This window comes from Pseudomonas sp. SDO52101_S400 (assembly GCF_054071635.1).
Genome location: NZ_JBSVWF010000062.1, coordinates 14,447 through 34,270 on the forward strand (window position 1 = coordinate 14,447; position 19,824 = coordinate 34,270).

Here is a 19,824-nt window from a genome sequence, read left to right on the forward strand (position 1 = left end):
CATGGATATCAAACGCACGATCCTGATCGTCGCCCTGGCAATCGTGTCCTACGTCATGGTTCTTAAATGGAACCAGGACTATGGTCAGGCTGCCCTGCCGACTCAGAATGTTGCTTCCAGTACGACTACATCCGGTTTGCCGGACACCGCCACTGGCAATAACGCTGCCGCCAGTGACGATATTCCGCGCGCCGCAAGCGATACCAGCGCACCTGCCGAAACGCCGGTCGCCGCCAGCAAGGATCTGATCCAGATCAAAACCGACGTGCTCGATCTGTCGATCGATCCACAGGGTGGCGATGTTGCTCAACTGACCTTGCCTCTGTATCCACGTCGTCAGGATCGTCCGGACGTTCCGTTCCAGCTGTTCGACAACGGCGGCGAGCGTACTTATCTGGCGCAAAGCGGTCTGATCGGTACCAACGGCCCGGACGCAAGCCCGGCCGGTCGCCCGATCTACTCCTCGGAGAAGAAGACTTATCAACTGGTTGACGGTCAGGACCAATTGGTCGTCGACCTGAAGTTCAGCAAGGACGGCGTCAACTACATCAAGCGTTTCACTCTGAAACGTGGTCTGTATGACGTAACCGTCACTTATCTGATCGACAACCAGAGCGCTCAGCCTTGGTCCGGTTCGATGTTTGCCCAGCTGAAACGCGACGCAAGTGCTGATCCTTCGTCGACTACAGCTACTGGCACTGCGACTTACCTGGGCGCTGCCCTGTGGACAAGTTCCGAGCCGTACAAGAAAGTGTCCATGAAGGACATGGACAAAGGTCAGCTCAAGGAAACCGTCACCGGTGGTTGGGTAGCCTGGCTGCAACACTACTTCGTGACTGCATGGGTTGCTCCGAAGGGCGAAAACAACGTCGTCCAGACCCGTAAAGACAGCAAAGGCAACTACATCATCGGTTACACCGGTCCTTCGTTGACCGCTGCACCGGGTGCAAAAGTCGAGACCAGCGCTGTTCTATATGCCGGTCCGAAAAGCCAGGCTGTGCTGAAAGAGTTGTCCCCAGGTCTGGAACTGACCGTCGACTACGGCATTCTGTGGTTCATTGCCCAGCCGATCTTCTGGCTGCTGCAACATATCCACGCCATCGTCGGCAACTGGGGCTGGTCGATCATCTTCCTGACCATGCTGATCAAAGGGATTTTCTTCCCACTGTCGGCCGCAAGCTACAAGTCGATGGCCCGCATGCGCGCCGTGGCTCCCAAACTGGCTGCACTGAAAGAGCAACATGGCGATGACCGGCAGAAAATGTCGCAAGCCATGATGGAGCTGTACAAGAAAGAGAAGATCAATCCGCTGGGTGGCTGCTTGCCGATCCTGGTGCAGATGCCGGTTTTCCTTTCGCTGTACTGGGTTCTGCTGGAAAGCGTGGAAATGCGCCAGGCGCCTTTCATGCTGTGGATTACCGACCTGTCGATCAAGGATCCGTTCTTCATCCTGCCGATCATCATGGGCGCGACCATGTTCATCCAGCAACGTCTGAACCCGACTCCGCCGGATCCGATGCAGGCCAAGGTTATGAAAATGATGCCAATCATCTTCACCTTCTTCTTCCTGTGGTTCCCGGCTGGTCTGGTGCTGTACTGGGTTGTGAACAACTGCCTGTCGATTGCCCAACAGTGGTACATCACGCGTAAGATCGAAGCGGCGACGAAAAAAGCCGAGGCGTAACTTACTCTGTGGATAACACCACTCAAAACGCCCCCTAGTGGGGCGTTTTGCTATCTGCCACTTTTGTCTGGAAACCGGTTTATGAGCGCACCTCGTGAAACCATCGCAGCCGTCGCTACTGCTCAGGGCCGTGGCGGCGTGGGCATCGTTCGAATTTCCGGGCCGCTGGCCAGCATTGCGGCCAAAGCTATCAGCGGCCGCGATCTGAAACCGCGTTTTGCCCACTACGGCCCGTTCTTCAGTGACGATCAACAAGTGCTGGATGAAGGTCTGGCGCTGTATTTCCCCGGACCGAACTCGTTCACCGGCGAGGATGTGCTGGAACTGCAGGGCCACGGTGGCCCGATCGTCCTCGACATGTTGCTCAAGCGTTGCCTGGAACTGGGCTGCCGTCTGGCCCGTCCCGGTGAGTTCAGCGAAAGAGCATTCCTCAATGACAAACTCGACCTGGCCCAGGCCGAGGCCATTGCCGACCTGATCGAAGCCAGTTCTGCACAGGCTGCACGCAATGCCTTGCGCTCCTTGCAGGGTGCGTTTTCCCAACGTGTGCATAACCTCACCGAACAATTGATCGGCTTGAGGATTTATGTCGAGGCGGCCATCGATTTCCCGGAAGAAGAAATCGACTTCCTCGCCGATGGCCATGTGCTGAGCATGCTCGACAAGGTTCGTGACGAGTTATCCACCGTCTTGCGCGAAGCCGGACAGGGCGCGTTGCTGCGAGACGGCATGACCGTGGTGATTGCCGGTCGTCCGAACGCTGGCAAATCCAGTCTGTTGAATGCATTGGCCGGTCGAGAAGCCGCCATCGTGACGGAAATCGCCGGCACCACCCGGGATATCCTGCGCGAACATATCCACATCGACGGCATGCCACTGCATGTTGTGGACACTGCCGGTCTGCGTGATACCGATGACCATGTGGAAAAGATCGGTGTCGAGCGGGCATTGAAGGCCATCGGCGAAGCCGATCGAGTGCTGTTGGTGGTCGATGCTACGGCCCCGGAAGCTGCGGATCCGTTCGCGTTGTGGCCAGAATTCCTTGAAACCCGCCCCGATCCAGCGAAGGTCACCTTGATTCGCAACAAGGCCGACCTCACCGGAGAAGCTATTGCCCTGGAAGTCAGTGACGATGGCCACGTGACCATCAGCCTGAGCGCCAAGTCTGCCGGTGAAGGTCTGGACCTGCTGCGTGATCATCTGAAGGCCTGCATGGGTTACGAGCAGACCTCGGAAAGCAGCTTCAGCGCACGTCGTCGCCACCTGGAAGCCTTGCGTCATGCCAGCGCAGCCCTTGAACACGGTCGAGCGCAGCTGACACTGGCGGGTGCCGGCGAACTGTTGGCGGAAGACCTGCGTCAGGCCCAGCAATCCCTTGGGGAAATCACCGGCGCTTTCAGCTCCGATGATCTGCTGGGACGGATCTTTTCCAGCTTCTGCATCGGTAAATAGCCCTTCGTTATCCCCGGACAGGTCCGTTCGCGACCTGTCTGTCCCTCCTCTTTGACTTCCCTTCCTCCAGTGCCGGACAGATTTTCTGTTCCTGAGCGAATTTTCCGTGTCCGCGATTCCTTCATTCGTCCGATTTCTGTGGATTAAGCCCTGTGAATAACTGCCGCTGAGGGCAGTTGATAACAGGGCCTGAAAACTGAACATAACTGCCTCTGTGGATAACCACCTCATTCATCCACAGGCTTACACCGGTTATCCAAGGGCCTCATTGCTACATGGCCACAGGGTTTTGAATCTCTGTACACAACGTAAATAAAGGCCTGTAGCAATCTATCCACAGAAATCATGGGCAGTAAGAATAAGCTTTAAAACAAAGGTTTTATAAATTTCTCTCTTTTTTATTCTTTTAACCGCGAGTTCTCCACAGCTGGTTAAATTTTGTGCAAAGGGTTCTTTAGGAAGGGCGAAGTCCCTATACTTGTCGACCAGGTCCAGAAACCTGATCTCAAACTATTCCTGAATTACCTACTTAAGCAGGCACGAGGTGCGTGGTGGATTTCCCTTCCCGTTTTGAAGTGATCGTCATCGGCGGCGGTCATGCCGGTACCGAGGCAGCACTGGCCTCAGCACGCATGGGTGCAAAAACCCTTCTGCTGACGCATAACGTGGAAACCCTCGGTGCCATGAGTTGCAACCCGGCCATCGGTGGCATTGGCAAAAGCCATCTGGTCAAGGAAATCGACGCCCTCGGCGGTGCGATGGCCATGGCTACCGATAAGGGCGGCATCCAGTTTCGCGTGTTGAACAGCCGCAAAGGCCCCGCTGTACGGGCGACCCGTGCGCAAGCCGACCGGATTTTGTACAAAGCCGCCGTCCGCGAAATTCTGGAAAACCAGCCGAACCTGTGGATATTTCAACAGGCCGCTGACGACCTGATCGTCGAGCAGGAACAAGTACGCGGTGTCGTTACGCAAATGGGTTTGCGTTTCTTCGCCGATTCCGTGGTGTTGACCACCGGTACGTTCCTGGGCGGACTTATCCACATCGGTTTGCAGAATTTCTCTGGCGGTCGCGCCGGTGATCCGCCGTCGATCGCCCTGGCACATCGTCTGCGTGAACTGCCGCTGCGGGTCGGTCGCCTGAAAACCGGTACGCCACCGCGTATCGACGGCAAGTCTGTGGATTTCTCGGTGATGACCGAGCAACCAGGCGATACGCCGATCCCGGTGATGTCGTTTATGGGCAACAAGGAACAGCATCCACGCCAAGTCAGTTGCTGGATTACCCATACCAACGCCCGCACTCACGAAATCATCGCGGCGAACCTCGATCGTTCGCCGATGTATTCCGCTGCTGGCGAGATCGAAGGCATCGGCCCGCGTTATTGCCCGTCGATCGAAGACAAGATCCACCGCTTTGCCGACAAGGAAAGCCATCAGGTGTTCATCGAGCCGGAAGGCCTGACCACCCATGAGTTGTATCCGAACGGGATATCCACAAGCCTGCCGTTCGACGTGCAATTGCAGATCGTGCAATCGATCCGCGGCATGGAAAACGCGCACATCGTGCGTCCGGGTTACGCGATCGAGTACGACTACTTCGATCCGCGCGACCTGAAGTACAGCCTGGAAACCAAAGTTATCGGCGGTCTGTTCTTTGCTGGCCAGATCAACGGCACCACCGGTTACGAAGAAGCCGGCGCCCAGGGTTTGCTGGCTGGCGCGAACGCCGCGCTGCGTGCGAAAGGCAAAGAAGCCTGGTGCCCGCGTCGCGATGAGGCGTACATCGGGGTATTGGTCGACGACCTGATTACTCTCGGTACCCAAGAGCCGTACCGCATGTTCACTTCGCGTGCCGAATACCGCCTGATCCTGCGTGAGGACAACGCCGACCTGCGTCTGACCGAAAAAGGTCGCGAACTGGGTCTGGTCGATGACGCGCGTTGGGCTGCGTTCTGCAAGAAACGCGAAAGCATTGAACTCGAAGAACAGCGCCTAAAAAGCACTTGGGTTCGCCCGAATACGCAGCAGGGCGATGCGATTGCCGAGAAATTCGGCACGCCACTGACTCACGAATACAACTTGCTCAATCTCTTGAGCCGTCCGGAAATCGACTACGCTGGTCTGGTCGAAGTGACCGGGCAGGGCGCCGAAGATCCACAGGTCGCCGAACAGGTCGAAATCAAGACCAAGTACGCCGGTTACATCGACCGTCAACAGGACGAAATCGCCCGTCTGCGTGCAAGCGAAGACACGAAACTGCCTGTGGATATCGATTACACCAACATTTCCGGTCTCTCCAAGGAGATCCAGAGCAAGCTTGGCGCCACGCGTCCAGAGACGCTTGGCCAGGCTTCGCGGATCCCGGGCGTGACCCCTGCAGCGATTTCGCTGTTGATGATTCATTTGAAAAAACGCGGCGCGGGCCGTCAGTTGGAGCAAAGCGCTTGAGTTCTAAGGTCACTTCGCAACACGCCGAAGAGTTATCCACAGGAGCCCGCGAGCTCGGTGTCAACCTCACTGAAACCCAGCACGAATTGCTGCTGGGTTATCTGGCCCTGTTGATCAAATGGAACCAGGCCTACAATCTGACCGCCGTTCGCGATCCGGACGAAATGGTTTCCCGTCACCTGCTCGATAGTCTCAGCGTGATGTCGTTCATCGAAAACGGCCGCTGGCTGGATGTCGGAAGTGGCGGCGGCATGCCGGGGATTCCTCTGGCGATCCTGTATCCGGACTCGCAAGTGACCTGCCTGGACAGCAACGGCAAGAAAACCCGCTTCCTGACCCAGGTCAAACTCGAACTCAAACTGGATAACCTGCAAGTTATCCACAGTCGCGTCGAAGCCTTCCAGCCTGAACAGCCGTTCAACGGGATCATTTCCCGGGCGTTCAGCAGCATGGAGAACTTCACCAACTGGACTCGCCACCTCGGCGATGCCGATACGCGCTGGCTGGCAATGAAGGGCGTCCATCCGGCCGATGAGCTGGTAGCATTGCCGGCAGACTTCAAACTCGATAGCGAACACGCCCTGGCCGTACCCGGTTGCCAAGGCCAACGCCATCTGCTGATACTGCGCCGCACGGCATGATTGGGAACACAAGCAAGAATGGCTAAGGTATTCGCGATAGCGAACCAGAAGGGTGGTGTGGGCAAGACCACCACCTGCATCAACCTCGCAGCATCCCTGGTCGCGACCAAGCGCCGGGTGCTGTTGATCGATCTCGATCCACAGGGCAACGCCACCATGGGTAGCGGTGTGGATAAACATGGCCTGGAAAACTCGGTCTACGACCTGCTGATCGGCGAATGCGATCTGGCCCAGGCCATGCACTACTCCGAACACGGCGGTTATCAACTGCTGCCGGCCAACCGCGATCTGACGGCGGCCGAAGTGGTGCTGCTGGAAATGCAGATGAAGGAAAGCCGCCTGCGCAGTGCGCTGGCGCCGATCCGTGAAAACTACGATTACATTCTGATCGACTGCCCGCCGTCGCTGTCGATGCTTACGCTGAACGCACTGGTCGCCGCTGACGGGGTGATTATCCCCATGCAGTGCGAGTACTTTGCGCTCGAAGGTTTGAGCGACCTTGTGGATAACATCAAGCGCATCGCCGAACTGCTGAACCCGAACCTGAAAGTCGAAGGCCTGCTGCGGACCATGTACGACCCGCGCCTGAGCCTGATGAACGATGTATCGGCCCAACTCAAGGAACACTTTGGCGATCAGTTGTACGACACGGTGATCCCGCGCAACATCCGCCTGGCCGAAGCCCCGAGCTACGGCATGCCGGCGCTGGCGTACGACAAGCAATCGCGTGGCGCGCTGGCCTATCTGGCCCTGGCGGGCGAGATGGTTCGCCGTCAGCGCAAAAAATCACGCATCGCCGCTGCTCAGCCAACTTAAGGAATCCCCATGGCCGTCAAGAAACGAGGTCTCGGACGAGGACTGGATGCACTGCTGAGCGGTCCGACTGTCAGCTCGCTGGAAGAACAAGCGGCGCAGGCTGACAGCCGTGAGTTGCAGCATCTGCCGCTGGACCTGCTGCAGCGTGGCAAGTATCAGCCACGCCGGGACATGGATCCGCAGGCGCTGGAAGAGTTGGCGCAGTCGATCAAGGCACAGGGCGTGATGCAGCCGATCGTGGTTCGCCCGATCGGCGGCGGCCGCTTTGAAATCATCGCCGGTGAGCGCCGCTGGCGCGCAAGCCAGCAGGCCGGGCAGGAAACCATCCCGGCGATGGTCCGCGATGTGCCGGATGAAACCGCGATCGCCATTGCGCTGATCGAGAACATCCAGCGCGAAGACCTGAACCCGATCGAAGAAGCGGTGGCCCTGCAGCGCTTGCAGCAGGAGTTCCAGCTCACCCAGCAACAGGTCGCCGAGGCTGTGGGTAAGTCCCGCGTCACCGTGGCCAACCTGTTACGCCTGATTGCGCTGCCGGAAGTCATCAAGACCATGCTGTCCCACGGCGACCTGGAAATGGGCCATGCCCGTGCATTGCTCGGTCTGCCGGACAATCAGCAGGTGGAAGGGGCGCGACATGTTGTCGCACGCGGCCTTACCGTGCGCCAGACTGAAGCACTGGTTCGTCAGTGGTTGAGTGGTAAACCCGAGCCTGTCGAACCCTCCAAACCCGACCCGGATATCGCTCGTCTCGAGCAGCGTCTGGCCGAGCGCCTAGGCTCTGCGGTGCAGATCCGCCACGGGAAGAAGGGAAAGGGCCAGTTGGTTATCGGTTACAACTCCCTCGATGAGCTTCAAGGTGTGCTTGCACACATCCGCTGAAACAATTCCTCTTGTAGCGCGCAGTCGGAAATCACTACCTGACAGTTGAATAGGGGCAGAACCGCCCCTATACTCTGCGCGCATTTTGTCGGCACAAATTATGCCAAGTTATTGAATTTCGGCAGCCGACCATTGGAGAGCAATAGTGATGGAAACCCGCAAGCCAAACCGCCTGCCGTTCCATCGCCTGGCGGTCTTTCCGGTGTTAATGGCTCAATTTGTCATTTTGCTCATTGCCGCTTTGGCGCTCTGGCAATGGCACGGAGTCGTTGCCGGATACTCGGGACTTTGCGGAGGCCTGATAGCCTTGCTGCCCAATGTTTATTTCGCTCACAAGGCATTTCGGTTTTCCGGCGCCCGAGCAGCCCAGTCCATCGTCCGGTCTTTCTATGCCGGCGAGGCAGGCAAACTGATTTTGACGGCAGTGCTTTTTGCACTGGTGTTTGCAGGTGTGAAGCCACTGGCGCCGATCGCTGTATTCGGCGCCTTCGTGCTGACTCAGTCGGTCAGCTGGTTCGCTCCCCTGCTGATGAGAACAAGACTTTCGAGACCTTAGGGCGTTTGAGGCAACCATGGCAGAAACAACCGCTTCGGGCTATATCCAGCACCACTTGCAGAACCTGACCTTCGGTCAGCTACCCAACGGCGGCTGGGGCTTTGCCCACACCGCAGCAGAAGCCAAGGAAATGGGCTTCTGGGCTTTCCACGTCGATACCCTCGGCTGGTCGGTCGCGCTGGGTCTGATCTTCGTCATTCTTTTCCGCATGGCGGCCAAGAAGGCGACTTCCGGTCAGCCGGGTGCACTGCAGAACTTCGTTGAAGTCCTGGTCGAATTCGTCGATGGCAGCGTGAAAGACAGCTTCCATGGCCGTAGCCCGGTGATTGCACCGCTGGCACTGACCATCTTCGTCTGGGTGTTCCTGATGAACGCCGTCGACCTGGTACCGGTCGACTGGATTCCTCAGCTGGCCATCCTGATCACCGGTGACCACCACATCCCGTTCCGCGCCGTGTCGACTACCGACCCGAACGCGACTCTGGGCATGGCGTTCTCGGTTTTCGCACTGATCATTTTCTATAGCATCAAGGTCAAGGGCCTCGGCGGCTTCATCGGCGAGCTGACCCTGCACCCGTTCGGCAGCAAGAACATCTTCGTTCAGGCCCTGCTGATCCCGGTGAACTTCCTGCTGGAATTCGTGACCCTGATCGCCAAACCGATCTCTCTGGCTCTGCGTCTGTTCGGCAACATGTATGCCGGCGAGCTGGTGTTCATCCTGATCGCTGTGATGTTCGGCAGCGGCCTGCTCTGGCTCAGCGGCCTGGGCGTTGTCCTGCAGTGGGCGTGGGCTGTGTTCCACATCCTGATCATCACCCTGCAGGCGTTCATCTTCATGATGCTGACCATCGTCTACCTGTCGATGGCGCACGAAGAAAACCATTAAGACCAGTCTCGACTAGTCTGATGTCCTTCCCGGTCAAACGGGAAGGGGCTCCTAACGGGGCACCATGAAACGATTTGTTTTACCGCTTTAATCTAAAAAACCTAAACCATACGACGTAAAAGTCGGGAGGAAAGATGGAAACTGTAGTTGGTCTAACCGCTATCGCTGTTGCACTGTTGATCGGCCTGGGCGCACTGGGTACCGCAATTGGTTTCGGCCTGCTGGGCGGCAAGTTCCTGGAAGGCGCAGCGCGTCAGCCAGAAATGGTTCCAATGCTGCAAGTTAAAATGTTCATCGTTGCCGGTCTGCTCGACGCCGTAACCATGATCGGTGTTGGTATCGCTCTGTTCTTCACCTTTGCGAACCCGTTCGTTGGTCAGATCGCTGGCTAATTACCCGGATTTTTCCGAGTAATTTGATGTGATGGACAACGTAACTGCGAGGTGTTGGCGTGAACATTAATGCGACCCTGATTGGCCAGTCCGTTGCGTTCCTGATTTTTGTACTGTTCTGCATGAAGTTCGTATGGCCTCCGGTCATCGCAGCTCTGCACGAACGTCAAAAGAAGATCGCTGATGGTCTGGACGCTGCCAGCCGTGCAGCTCGCGACCTGGAGTTGGCCCAAGAGAAAGCGGGTCAGCAACTGCGCGAAGCGAAAGCTCAGGCAGCTGAAATCATCGAGCAAGCCAAGAAACGCGGTAACCAGATTGTCGAAGAGGCCGTTGAAAAGGCCCGTGTCGATGCTGACCGTGTGAAGGTTCAGGCTCAAGCCGAGATCGAACAGGAACTGAACAGTGTCAAAGACAAGCTGCGCGCCCAAGTGGGCTTGCTGGCTGTCGGCGGCGCCGAGAAGATCCTGGGTGCCACAATCGATCAAAACGCGCACGCAGAGCTGGTTAACCAACTGGCTGCTGAAATCTAAGCGAGGGCGATCATGGCAGAACTGACCACGTTGGCCCGACCTTACGCTAAGGCGGCCTTCGAGCACGCTCAGGCCCACCAGCAACTGGCCAATTGGTCAGCCATGCTCGGCCTGGCTGCAGCGGTGTCGCAAGACGACACCATGCAGCGCGTGCTCAAGGCCCCGCGACTGACGAGCGCAGAAAAGGCCGCCACGTTCATTGACGTGTGCGGCGACAAGTTTGATGCCAAGGCACAGAACTTCATCAATGTCGTTGCCGAAAACGACCGTCTCCCGCTTCTGCCGGAGATCGCCGCTCTTTTCGACCTGTACAAGGCCGAACAAGAGAAATCGGTAGACGTTGAAGTGACCAGTGCTTTTGCATTGAACCAAGAACAGCAAGACAAACTCGCCAAGGTTCTCAGTGCACGACTCAACCGGGAAGTGCGCCTGCAAGTTGCGGAGGATGCTGCCCTTATAGGTGGTGTCGTTATCCGCGCCGGCGACCTGGTTATCGATGGCTCGATTCGCGGCAAAATCGCGAAACTTGCCGAAGCATTGAAATCTTGAGTTTGAAGGGGCAGCAGAGCAATGCAGCAACTCAATCCTTCCGAAATAAGTGAAATTATCAAGGGCCGCATCGACAAGCTCGATGTGACCTCCCAAGCCCGTAACGAAGGCACTGTCGTCAGCGTATCTGACGGTATCGTGCGGATTCACGGTCTGGCCGACGTCATGTACGGCGAGATGATCGAGTTTCCGGGCGGCGTCTACGGTATGGCCCTCAACCTGGAGCAAGACTCCGTAGGTGCCGTTGTACTGGGCGCATACACCAGTCTGGCTGAAGGCATGAGCGCCAAGTGCACCGGCCGCATCCTCGAAGTTCCGGTTGGTAAGGAACTGCTGGGTCGCGTTGTCGACGCACTGGGTAACCCTGTTGACGGTAAAGGTCCACTGGGCAACACCGAGACCGACGCGGTCGAGAAAGTTGCTCCGGGCGTGATCTGGCGTAAGTCGGTAGACCAGCCTGTACAGACTGGCTACAAGGCTGTCGATGCCATGATCCCTGTCGGCCGTGGCCAGCGTGAGCTGATCATCGGTGACCGTCAGATCGGTAAAACCGCTCTGGCGATCGACGCGATCATCAACCAGAAAGACAGCGGCATTTTCTGCGTCTACGTTGCAATCGGTCAGAAACAATCGACCATCGCAAACGTGGTTCGCAAGCTGGAAGAAAACGGTGCACTGGCTAACACCATCATCGTTGCAGCGAGCGCCTCGGAATCTGCAGCACTGCAATTCCTGGCTCCGTACTCCGGTTGCACCATGGGCGAATTCTTCCGTGACCGCGGTGAAGACGCGCTGATCGTTTATGACGATCTGTCCAAGCAAGCAGTGGCTTACCGCCAGATTTCCCTGCTGCTGCGCCGTCCACCAGGCCGTGAAGCTTACCCAGGCGACGTGTTCTATCTCCACTCCCGTCTGCTGGAGCGCGCATCCCGCGTTTCGGAAGAGTACGTAGAGAAGTTCACCAACGGCGCAGTGACCGGCAAAACCGGTTCCCTGACCGCACTGCCGATCATCGAAACCCAGGCTGGCGACGTTTCCGCGTTCGTTCCGACCAACGTGATTTCCATCACCGACGGTCAGATCTTCCTGGAATCGGCCATGTTCAACTCGGGCATCCGTCCTGCAGTGAACGCCGGTGTTTCGGTATCCCGTGTGGGTGGTGCCGCTCAGACCAAGATCATCAAGAAGCTGTCCGGTGGTATCCGTACCGCTCTGGCTCAGTACCGTGAACTGGCGGCATTCGCCCAGTTCGCATCTGACCTGGACGAAGCGACCCGCAAGCAACTTGAGCATGGTCAGCGCGTTACCGAGCTGATGAAGCAGAAGCAATACGCACCAATGTCGATCGCTGACATGGCGCTGTCGCTGTATGCCGCTGAGCGTGGGTTCCTGACTGACATTGAAATCGCCAAGATCGGCAGCTTCGAACAAGCGCTGATTGCTTTCTTCAACCGCGATCACGCCGATTTGATGGCGAAGATCAACGTTAAAGGTGACTTCAATGACGAAATCGACGCTGGCCTGAAGGCTGGTATCGAGAAGTTCAAGGCCACCCAAACCTGGTAAGCCGCAGCGGGAGCCGCAAGGCTCCCGCTTGCTAACCTGATAGGTGTTACATGGCAGGCGCAAAAGAGATTCGCAGTAAGATTGCGAGCATCAAAAGCACGCAAAAGATTACCAGCGCCATGGAAAAAGTGGCGGTCAGCAAAATGCGCAAGGCACAAATGCGCATGGCTGCTAGCCGTCCTTATGCGGAGCGTATCCGCCAGGTAATTGGGCATCTGGCCAACGCCAACCCGGAATACCGCCACCCGTTCATGATCGACCGCGCCATCAAGCGCGTTGGTTATGTCGTAGTGAGCAGTGACCGTGGTCTGTGCGGCGGCTTGAACACCAACCTGTTCAAGGCCCTGGTCAAGGACATGGCGGTAAACCGCGAAAACGGCGTCGAGATTGATCTGTGTGTCGTTGGTAGCAAGGGTGCGGCCTTTTTCCGCAACTTCGGCGGTAACGTCGTTGCTGCTATCAGCCACCTGGGTGAAGAGCCGTCGATCAATGATCTGATCGGCAGCGTCAAGGTGATGCTGGATGCCTATCTGGACGGCCGTATTGACCGCCTGTCCGTGGTGTCCAACAAGTTCATCAACACCATGACGCAACAGCCTACCGTGGAGCAGTTGATTCCACTGGTAGCGACTCCGGATCAGGATCTCAAGCACCACTGGGACTACCTCTACGAACCAGACGCCAAAGAGCTGCTTGACGGCTTGATGGTGCGTTACGTGGAGTCGCAGGTGTACCAGGCGGTGGTCGAGAACAACGCGGCCGAACAAGCTGCGCGGATGATCGCGATGAAGAACGCTACCGACAACGCCGGTGATTTGATCAGCGATTTGCAGCTGATCTACAACAAGGCGCGTCAGGCTGCGATCACCCAAGAGATCTCGGAAATCGTCGGCGGCGCTGCCGCGGTTTAACGGTTCAAATATTCAGAGGATCCAGCTATGAGTAGCGGACGTATCGTTCAAATCATCGGCGCCGTTATCGACGTGGAATTTCCACGCGACAGCGTACCGAGCATCTACGACGCCTTGAAGGTTCAAGGCGCCGAAACCACTCTGGAAGTTCAGCAGCAGCTGGGCGACGGCGTGGTTCGTACCATTGCGATGGGCTCCACCGAAGGCTTGAAGCGCGGTCTGGACGTCAACAACACTGGCGCAGCCATCTCCGTACCGGTCGGTAAAGCGACTCTGGGCCGGATCATGGACGTACTGGGCAACCCGATCGACGAAGCTGGCCCGATCGGCGAAGAAGAGCGTTGGGGTATCCACCGCGCCGCTCCTTCCTTCGCAGAACAAGCTGGCGGCAACGAGCTGCTGGAAACAGGCATCAAGGTTATTGACCTGGTTTGCCCGTTCGCCAAGGGCGGTAAAGTCGGTCTGTTCGGTGGTGCCGGTGTAGGCAAGACCGTAAACATGATGGAATTGATCCGTAACATCGCCATCGAGCACAGCGGTTATTCCGTGTTCGCCGGTGTGGGTGAGCGTACTCGTGAGGGTAACGACTTCTACCACGAGATGAAGGACTCCAACGTTCTCGACAAGGTAGCCCTGGTCTACGGTCAGATGAACGAGCCACCGGGAAACCGTCTGCGCGTAGCGCTGACCGGCCTGACCATGGCCGAGAAGTTCCGTGACGAAGGTAACGACGTTCTGCTGTTCGTCGACAACATCTATCGTTACACCCTGGCCGGTACCGAAGTATCCGCACTGCTGGGCCGTATGCCTTCCGCAGTAGGTTACCAGCCGACCCTGGCTGAAGAGATGGGCGTGCTGCAAGAGCGCATCACTTCGACCAAACAAGGTTCGATTACTTCGATCCAGGCCGTATACGTACCAGCGGACGACTTGACTGACCCGTCGCCAGCGACCACGTTTGCTCACTTGGACGCCACCGTCGTTCTGTCCCGTGACATCGCTTCCCTGGGTATCTACCCGGCGGTAGACCCACTGGACTCGACTTCGCGTCAGCTGGACCCGAACGTGATCGGCAACGATCACTACGAGACCGCTCGTGGCGTTCAGTACGTGCTGCAGCGTTACAAAGAACTGAAGGACATCATCGCGATCCTGGGTATGGACGAGCTGTCGGAAGCCGACAAGCAGTTGGTAAACCGTGCTCGTAAGATCCAGCGCTTCTTGTCGCAGCCGTTCTTCGTGGCTGAAGTCTTCACCGGTGCTTCGGGTAAATACGTTTCCCTGAAAGACACCATTGCTGGCTTCAAAGGCATCCTCAACGGTGACTACGACCACCTGCCAGAACAAGCGTTCTACATGGTCGGCGGCATCGAAGAAGCGATCGAGAAAGCCAAGAAACTGTAATCCCGGCGCCCGGCAACGGGCGCTAATTTAGGTTGAGGCAATCAGATGGCTATGACAGTCCATTGCGATATCGTCAGCGCGGAAGGGGAAATCTTCTCCGGCCTGGTCGAGATGGTGATTGCGCACGGTGCTCTGGGTGATCTTGGTATCGCTCTGGGCCACGCGCCGCTGATCACTAATCTGAAGCCGGGCCCGATCCGCCTGATCAAGCAAGGCGGGGAAGCTGAGGTGTTCTACATCTCCGGTGGTTTCCTCGAGGTTCAGCCGAACATGGTCAAGGTTCTTGCCGACACTGTGCAACGTGCCGCCGACCTGGATGAAGCTCAGGCTCAAGCAGCTCTCAAGGCTGCCGAAGCTGCTCTGCACGAGAAGAGCGCAGATTTCGACTACGGAGCTGCGTCCGCACGTCTGGCCGAGGCTGCAGCCCAGCTGCGCACCGTCCAGCAGATCCGCAAGAAGTTTGGCGGTTAATCCGTCAGCCACTTGTTGTGCGATTGATAAAAAAGGGTAGCCTCGGCTACCCTTTTTTCTTTTCCGAATTCTACAAACCCGGTCGCAGTTGCTGACCACCCAGGATTGGTAGCCAGTCATGTCTCTTGAAATCGTTATCCTCGCGGCCGGTCAAGGCACCCGCATGCGTTCGGCGCTGCCGAAAGTGCTGCACCCGGTTGCCGGCGACTCCATGCTCGGCCATGTTATCCACAGTGCCCGTCAACTTGATCCACAGCGCATTCATGTCGTCATCGGCCATGGCGCCGATGTGGTGCGCGAGCGGCTGGCCGCCGATGACCTCAATTTCGTATTACAGGACAAGCAGTTGGGCACCGGTCATGCGACTGCACAGGCTGTGCCGTTTATCACGGCTGATACCGTTCTGATTCTCTACGGTGACGTGCCGCTGATTGAAGTTGAAACCCTGCAGCGTCTGCTCAAGCACGTTGTCCCAGGTCAGATGGGGTTGCTGACCGTCGAACTGGACGACCCGACCGGCTACGGCCGCATTGTGCGTGATGCAAGCGGCAAGGTTGCGGCGATTGTCGAGCACAAGGACGCCAGCGAAGCACAGCGCGCGATCACCGAAGGCAATACCGGCATTCTCGCGGTGCCAGCCAGCCATCTGGCTGACTGGATGGGGCGTCTGTCGAACAACAATGCCCAGGGTGAGTATTACCTGACTGACGTGATTGAAATGGCGGTCGGTGATGGCCTGGTCGTAGCGACCGAGCAACCCCATGATCCGATGGAAGTGCAGGGCGCCAATGATCGCAAGCAACTGTCCGAACTGGAACGCCACTATCAGTTGCGCGCCGGTCGTCGCTTGATGGCGCAGGGCGTGACCTTGCGCGATCCAGCCCGGTTTGACGTGCGTGGCGAAGTGACCGTCGGTCGCGACGTGCTGATCGACATCAACGTCATCCTCGAAGGCAAAGTGGTTATCGAGGACGACGTGGTGATCGGCCCGAACTGCGTGATCAAGGACAGCACCCTGCGCAAAGGCGTGGTGATCAAGGCCAACAGTCATATCGAAGGTGCGGTGCTCGGTGAAGGCAGCGATGCCGGCCCGTTTGCACGCCTGCGTCCGGGCACCGTGCTCGAAGCTCGGGCCCATGTGGGTAACTTCGTCGAGTTGAAAAACGCCCGTATGGGCGAAGGCGCGAAAGCCGGACATCTGACCTATCTGGGCGATGCCGAGATCGGTGCCCGTACCAACATCGGCGCTGGCACCATCACCTGCAACTACGATGGCGCCAACAAGTGGAAAACCGTGTTGGGTGAAGATGTGTTCATCGGCTCCAACAACTCGCTGGTGGCGCCTGTGGATATCTCCGCTGGTGCGACGACGGCCGCCGGTTCGACCATCACCCAGAATGTGGATAACGCCCAATTGGCCGTCGGTCGTGCGCGGCAGAAGAACATCGATGGCTGGAAGCGGCCTGAGAAGATCAAGAAGAGCTGAGTTATCCACAGCGCTTCAATCTGAAAGATCGCTGCCTACGGGCAGCGATTTTTTTTCATCCCCCGTCTTGACGGTTTTGCTTCGATCGGTTTTGATTGCTTCCGTTATCTTTCGAATCGAAACTTACCGCATCATGTCGAAACGCAATACACCTCAACGTCGTCACAACATACTGGCCTTGCTCAACGAGCAGGGCGAAGTCAGTGTCGACGAGCTCGCCAAGCGTTTCGAAACTTCGGAAGTTACGATTCGCAAGGATCTGGCCGCCCTGGAAAGCCATGGTCTGTTGCTACGCCGTTATGGCGGAGCGATCACCATGCCCCAGGAACTGGTGGCCGATGTCAGTCAGAATGTTTCCAAGTACAAACAGGCGATTGCCCGCGCTGCGGTCACACGTATCCGCGAGCACGCCCGCATCATCATCGACAGCGGCAGCACCACAGCCGCCATGATCCCCGAACTCGGCCAGCAGCCGGGCCTGGTGGTGATGACTAACTCCCTGCACGTCGCCAACGCCTTGAGCGAGCTCGAACACGAACCTGTCCTGCTGATGACCGGTGGCACCTGGGATCCCCACTCGGAATCCTTTCAGGGCCAGGTGGCCGAGCAGGTACTACGCTCTTACGACTTTGATCAGTTGTTTATCGGTGCCGATGGCATCGACCTGGTGCGTGGTACCACCACCTTCAATGAGTTGCTTGGCCTGAGCCGGGTGATGGCGGAAGTTGCGCGGGAAGTGATCGTGATGGTCGAGGCCGACAAGATCGGCCGCAAGATTCCAAACCTGGAGCTGCCGTGGAGCAGTGTCCATACCCTAATCACCGATGATCGCCTGCCTCAGGAGGCACGGGATCAGATACAGGCTCGCGGTATCAATTTGATTTGCGCGACGGTCAGTCAGGAGAAATAAGCATGTGTGGAATTGTCGGCGCGGTAGCTGAACGTAACATCACCGCCATTCTGGTCGAAGGCCTCAAGCGCCTCGAATACCGGGGTTATGACAGTGCCGGTGTGGCGGTGTACACCAACGACGGCACCCTGGAACGCACCCGTCGTGTGGGCAAGGTCAGCGAACTGGACGCAGCCCTGGCGGAACACCCGCTGGTAGGCCGTCTCGGCATTGCCCACACCCGCTGGGCAACCCATGGTGCGCCAAGCGAACGCAATGCCCACCCGCATTTCTCTGGCAACGTTGCGGTGGTGCACAACGGCATCATCGAAAACCATGAAGCGCTGCGTGAGCAACTCAAGGCGCAGGGTTACGTGTTCTCTTCCGACACCGACACCGAAGTCATCGCCCACCTGCTGACCGAAAAACTCAAGAACCTGCCGGACCTGACCGACGCCCTGAAGGCAACGGTCAAGGATCTGCATGGCGCCTACGGTCTTGCGGTTATCCACGCGCTGCAGCCGGATCGTCTGGTCGCGGCTCGCAGCGGCAGCCCGCTGGTGATCGGTCTGGGCCTGGGCGAGAACTTCCTCGCTTCCGACCAACTGGCCCTGCGTCAGGTCACTGACCGTTTCATGTACCTGGAAGAGGGCGATATCGCCGAAATCCAGCGCGACAAGGTGCAGATCTGGGACGTGACCGGCAAAGCCGTCGAGCGCCAGACCGTGCAGTACACCGACGGTGCCGAAGCCGCCGACAAAGGCGAGTTCCGCCACTACATGCTCAAGGAAATCCACGAGCAGCCTTCCGTGGTGCAACGCACCCTCGAAGGTCGCCTGAGCCCGAACCAGGTGCTGGTGCAGGCGTTCGGCCCGCAAGCCGCCGAACTGTTCGCCAAAGTGCGCAACGTGCAGATTGTTGCGTGCGGCACCAGTTATCATGCCGGGATGGTTGCCCGTTATTGGCTCGAAGAGCTGGCCGGTATTCCTTGCCAGGTCGAAGTCGCCAGTGAGTTCCGCTACCGCAAAGTCGTGGTTCAGCCGGACACGCTGTTCGTCACCATTTCCCAGTCCGGCGAAACCGCCGACACCCTGGCGGCCCTGCGCAACGCCAAGGAGTTGGGTTTCCTGGGTAGCCTGGCGATCTGCAACGTCGGCATCAGTTCGCTGGTGCGCGAATCCGACCTGACCCTGTTGACCCAGGCCGGTCGCGAAATCGGCGTGGCCTCGACCAAGGCGTTCACCACGCAACTGGTTGGCCTGTTGTTGCTGACCCTGTCCCTGGGTCAGGTGCGTGGCACGCTGGGCAAAGGCGTCGAAGCCACACTGGTGGAAGAACTGCGTCGCCTGCCAACCCGTCTTGGCGAAGCGCTGGCCATGGACAGCACCGTGGAAAAAATCGCCGAACTGTTCGCCGATAAGAACCACACTCTGTTCCTCGGTCGTGGCGCGCAATATCCGGTAGCGATGGAAGGGGCCCTGAAACTCAAGGAAATCTCTTACATCCACGCCGAAGCTTATCCTGCCGGCGAACTGAAGCATGGCCCGCTGGCACTTGTGGATAACGACATGCCGGTGGTGACCGTTGCGCCAAACAACGAACTGCTCGAGAAGCTCAAGTCCAACCTGCAGGAAGTCCGTGCACGGGGCGGTGAACTGATCGTGTTCGCTGACGAGAAGGCCGGGATGACCAATGGCGAAGGCACCCACGTGGTACAGATGCCGCACATCCACGACATCCTGTCGCCGATCCTCTACACCATCCCGCTGCAACTGCTGTCGTATTACGTCGCGGTGCTCAAAGGCACCGACGTGGACCAGCCGCGCAACCTGGCGAAGTCGGTAACCGTCGAATAAGTTATCCACATGGGTAACCCGCAATAAACAGTCGCAGACTGGAGGCCCATTGGGGCCTCCAGTCTGTGGCATGTTCCCCACTTTCTGTTACCGATCACCCCAGCGCGGCGCAACGCCACGCTTCTGTAACCGTCTCCCGCCGCTCAAAACGCTCCCTGCAAAAAAACTGAAATACGCCACAACCCCTGATTTTGGCGCTCTCCAGCCATGTCTGCGGTTCTTGTTGGATAGCTTCTCAGCAAGTTGGCCGTTCAATTGCATATGCTTGTATGTACAAGTAAATACGTATGCATACGAGTTGAACGAAACTCCGCATCACGTCCACTGATTCGCTTGTCGCGCCAAGGGGCGCACAAGCCGCTTGCCCATCGCCAGGGTTGGTTTGAATTGATCGCTGAGGAGT

The 19,824-nt window shown here is 57.7% G+C and carries 18 protein-coding genes; all 18 read left to right on the top strand.

Features of this window, described 5'->3' with window-relative positions; all coding sequences use genetic code 11:
* Position 1: 1 nt before the first annotated feature.
* Positions 2-1,684: a membrane protein insertase YidC gene (gene yidC, locus ACW9HX_RS24550; protein ID WP_457382570.1), complete on the top strand. Its 1,683-nt coding sequence runs from the start codon at positions 2-4 to the stop codon at positions 1,682-1,684.
* A gap of 81 nt (positions 1,685-1,765) precedes the next feature.
* Positions 1,766-3,136, top strand: coding sequence for a tRNA uridine-5-carboxymethylaminomethyl(34) synthesis GTPase MnmE (gene mnmE / locus ACW9HX_RS24555; RefSeq protein ID WP_457382571.1), 1,371 nt, complete (start codon positions 1,766-1,768; stop codon positions 3,134-3,136).
* Positions 3,137-3,687: 551 nt separating this feature from the next.
* Positions 3,688-5,586, top strand: a complete 1,899-nt coding sequence (gene mnmG, locus ACW9HX_RS24560; RefSeq protein WP_096822379.1) for a tRNA uridine-5-carboxymethylaminomethyl(34) synthesis enzyme MnmG — start codon at positions 3,688-3,690, stop codon at positions 5,584-5,586.
* Positions 5,583-6,227: a 16S rRNA (guanine(527)-N(7))-methyltransferase RsmG gene (gene rsmG, locus ACW9HX_RS24565; protein WP_457382572.1), complete on the top strand. Its 645-nt coding sequence runs from the start codon at positions 5,583-5,585 to the stop codon at positions 6,225-6,227. Before mnmG ends, rsmG begins: the two co-directional genes overlap by 4 nt.
* Positions 6,228-6,245: 18 nt before the next feature.
* The gene (locus tag ACW9HX_RS24570) at positions 6,246-7,043 is read left to right on the top strand and encodes a ParA family protein (protein WP_457382573.1); all 798 of its coding nucleotides are present in this window, start codon (positions 6,246-6,248) and stop codon (positions 7,041-7,043) included.
* A 9-nt stretch (positions 7,044-7,052) separates the two neighbouring features.
* Entirely contained in the window at positions 7,053-7,925 is an 873-nt protein-coding gene (locus ACW9HX_RS24575) for a ParB/RepB/Spo0J family partition protein (RefSeq protein WP_064600630.1), read from the top strand.
* A 148-nt stretch (positions 7,926-8,073) separates the two neighbouring features.
* Positions 8,074-8,481, top strand: a complete 408-nt coding sequence (locus tag ACW9HX_RS24580; RefSeq protein WP_003229783.1) for a F0F1 ATP synthase subunit I — start codon at positions 8,074-8,076, stop codon at positions 8,479-8,481.
* A gap of 16 nt (positions 8,482-8,497) precedes the next feature.
* Positions 8,498-9,367: a F0F1 ATP synthase subunit A gene (atpB, locus tag ACW9HX_RS24585; protein ID WP_457382574.1), complete on the top strand. Its 870-nt coding sequence runs from the start codon at positions 8,498-8,500 to the stop codon at positions 9,365-9,367.
* Positions 9,368-9,501: 134 nt separating this feature from the next.
* Positions 9,502-9,759 carry a F0F1 ATP synthase subunit C gene (gene atpE, locus ACW9HX_RS24590; RefSeq protein ID WP_003097235.1) on the top strand — a complete coding sequence of 86 codons (258 nt, stop codon included), beginning with the start codon at positions 9,502-9,504 and terminating at the stop codon, positions 9,757-9,759.
* A 59-nt stretch (positions 9,760-9,818) separates the two neighbouring features.
* Positions 9,819-10,289 carry a F0F1 ATP synthase subunit B gene (locus ACW9HX_RS24595; protein WP_007954149.1) on the top strand — a complete coding sequence of 157 codons (471 nt, stop codon included), beginning with the start codon at positions 9,819-9,821 and terminating at the stop codon, positions 10,287-10,289.
* 12 nt (positions 10,290-10,301) lie between these two features.
* Positions 10,302-10,838, top strand: coding sequence for a F0F1 ATP synthase subunit delta (locus ACW9HX_RS24600; protein WP_007911956.1), 537 nt, complete (start codon positions 10,302-10,304; stop codon positions 10,836-10,838).
* Positions 10,839-10,859: 21 nt separating this feature from the next.
* On the top strand, positions 10,860-12,404 hold the full coding sequence (gene atpA, locus ACW9HX_RS24605; RefSeq protein WP_457382575.1) for a F0F1 ATP synthase subunit alpha: 1,545 nt from the start codon (positions 10,860-10,862) through the stop codon (positions 12,402-12,404).
* A 50-nt stretch (positions 12,405-12,454) separates the two neighbouring features.
* Positions 12,455-13,315: a F0F1 ATP synthase subunit gamma gene (atpG, locus tag ACW9HX_RS24610; RefSeq protein WP_008084419.1), complete on the top strand. Its 861-nt coding sequence runs from the start codon at positions 12,455-12,457 to the stop codon at positions 13,313-13,315.
* A gap of 27 nt (positions 13,316-13,342) precedes the next feature.
* Entirely contained in the window at positions 13,343-14,719 is a 1,377-nt protein-coding gene (atpD, locus tag ACW9HX_RS24615) for a F0F1 ATP synthase subunit beta (protein WP_007954162.1), read from the top strand.
* Between the two features lie 45 nt (positions 14,720-14,764).
* Positions 14,765-15,190, top strand: a complete 426-nt coding sequence (locus tag ACW9HX_RS24620) for a F0F1 ATP synthase subunit epsilon (RefSeq protein ID WP_007954164.1) — start codon at positions 14,765-14,767, stop codon at positions 15,188-15,190.
* Positions 15,191-15,308: 118 nt separating this feature from the next.
* Complete coding sequence (gene glmU / locus ACW9HX_RS24625) at positions 15,309-16,676, top strand: bifunctional UDP-N-acetylglucosamine diphosphorylase/glucosamine-1-phosphate N-acetyltransferase GlmU (RefSeq protein ID WP_457382576.1); 1,368 nt, start codon at positions 15,309-15,311, stop codon at positions 16,674-16,676.
* Between the two features lie 130 nt (positions 16,677-16,806).
* Entirely contained in the window at positions 16,807-17,586 is a 780-nt protein-coding gene (locus ACW9HX_RS24630; protein ID WP_457382578.1) for a DeoR/GlpR family DNA-binding transcription regulator, read from the top strand.
* A 2-nt stretch (positions 17,587-17,588) separates the two neighbouring features.
* Positions 17,589-19,421, top strand: a complete 1,833-nt coding sequence (gene glmS, locus ACW9HX_RS24635) for a glutamine--fructose-6-phosphate transaminase (isomerizing) (RefSeq protein ID WP_457382577.1) — start codon at positions 17,589-17,591, stop codon at positions 19,419-19,421.
* Positions 19,422-19,824: the final 403 nt, after the last annotated feature.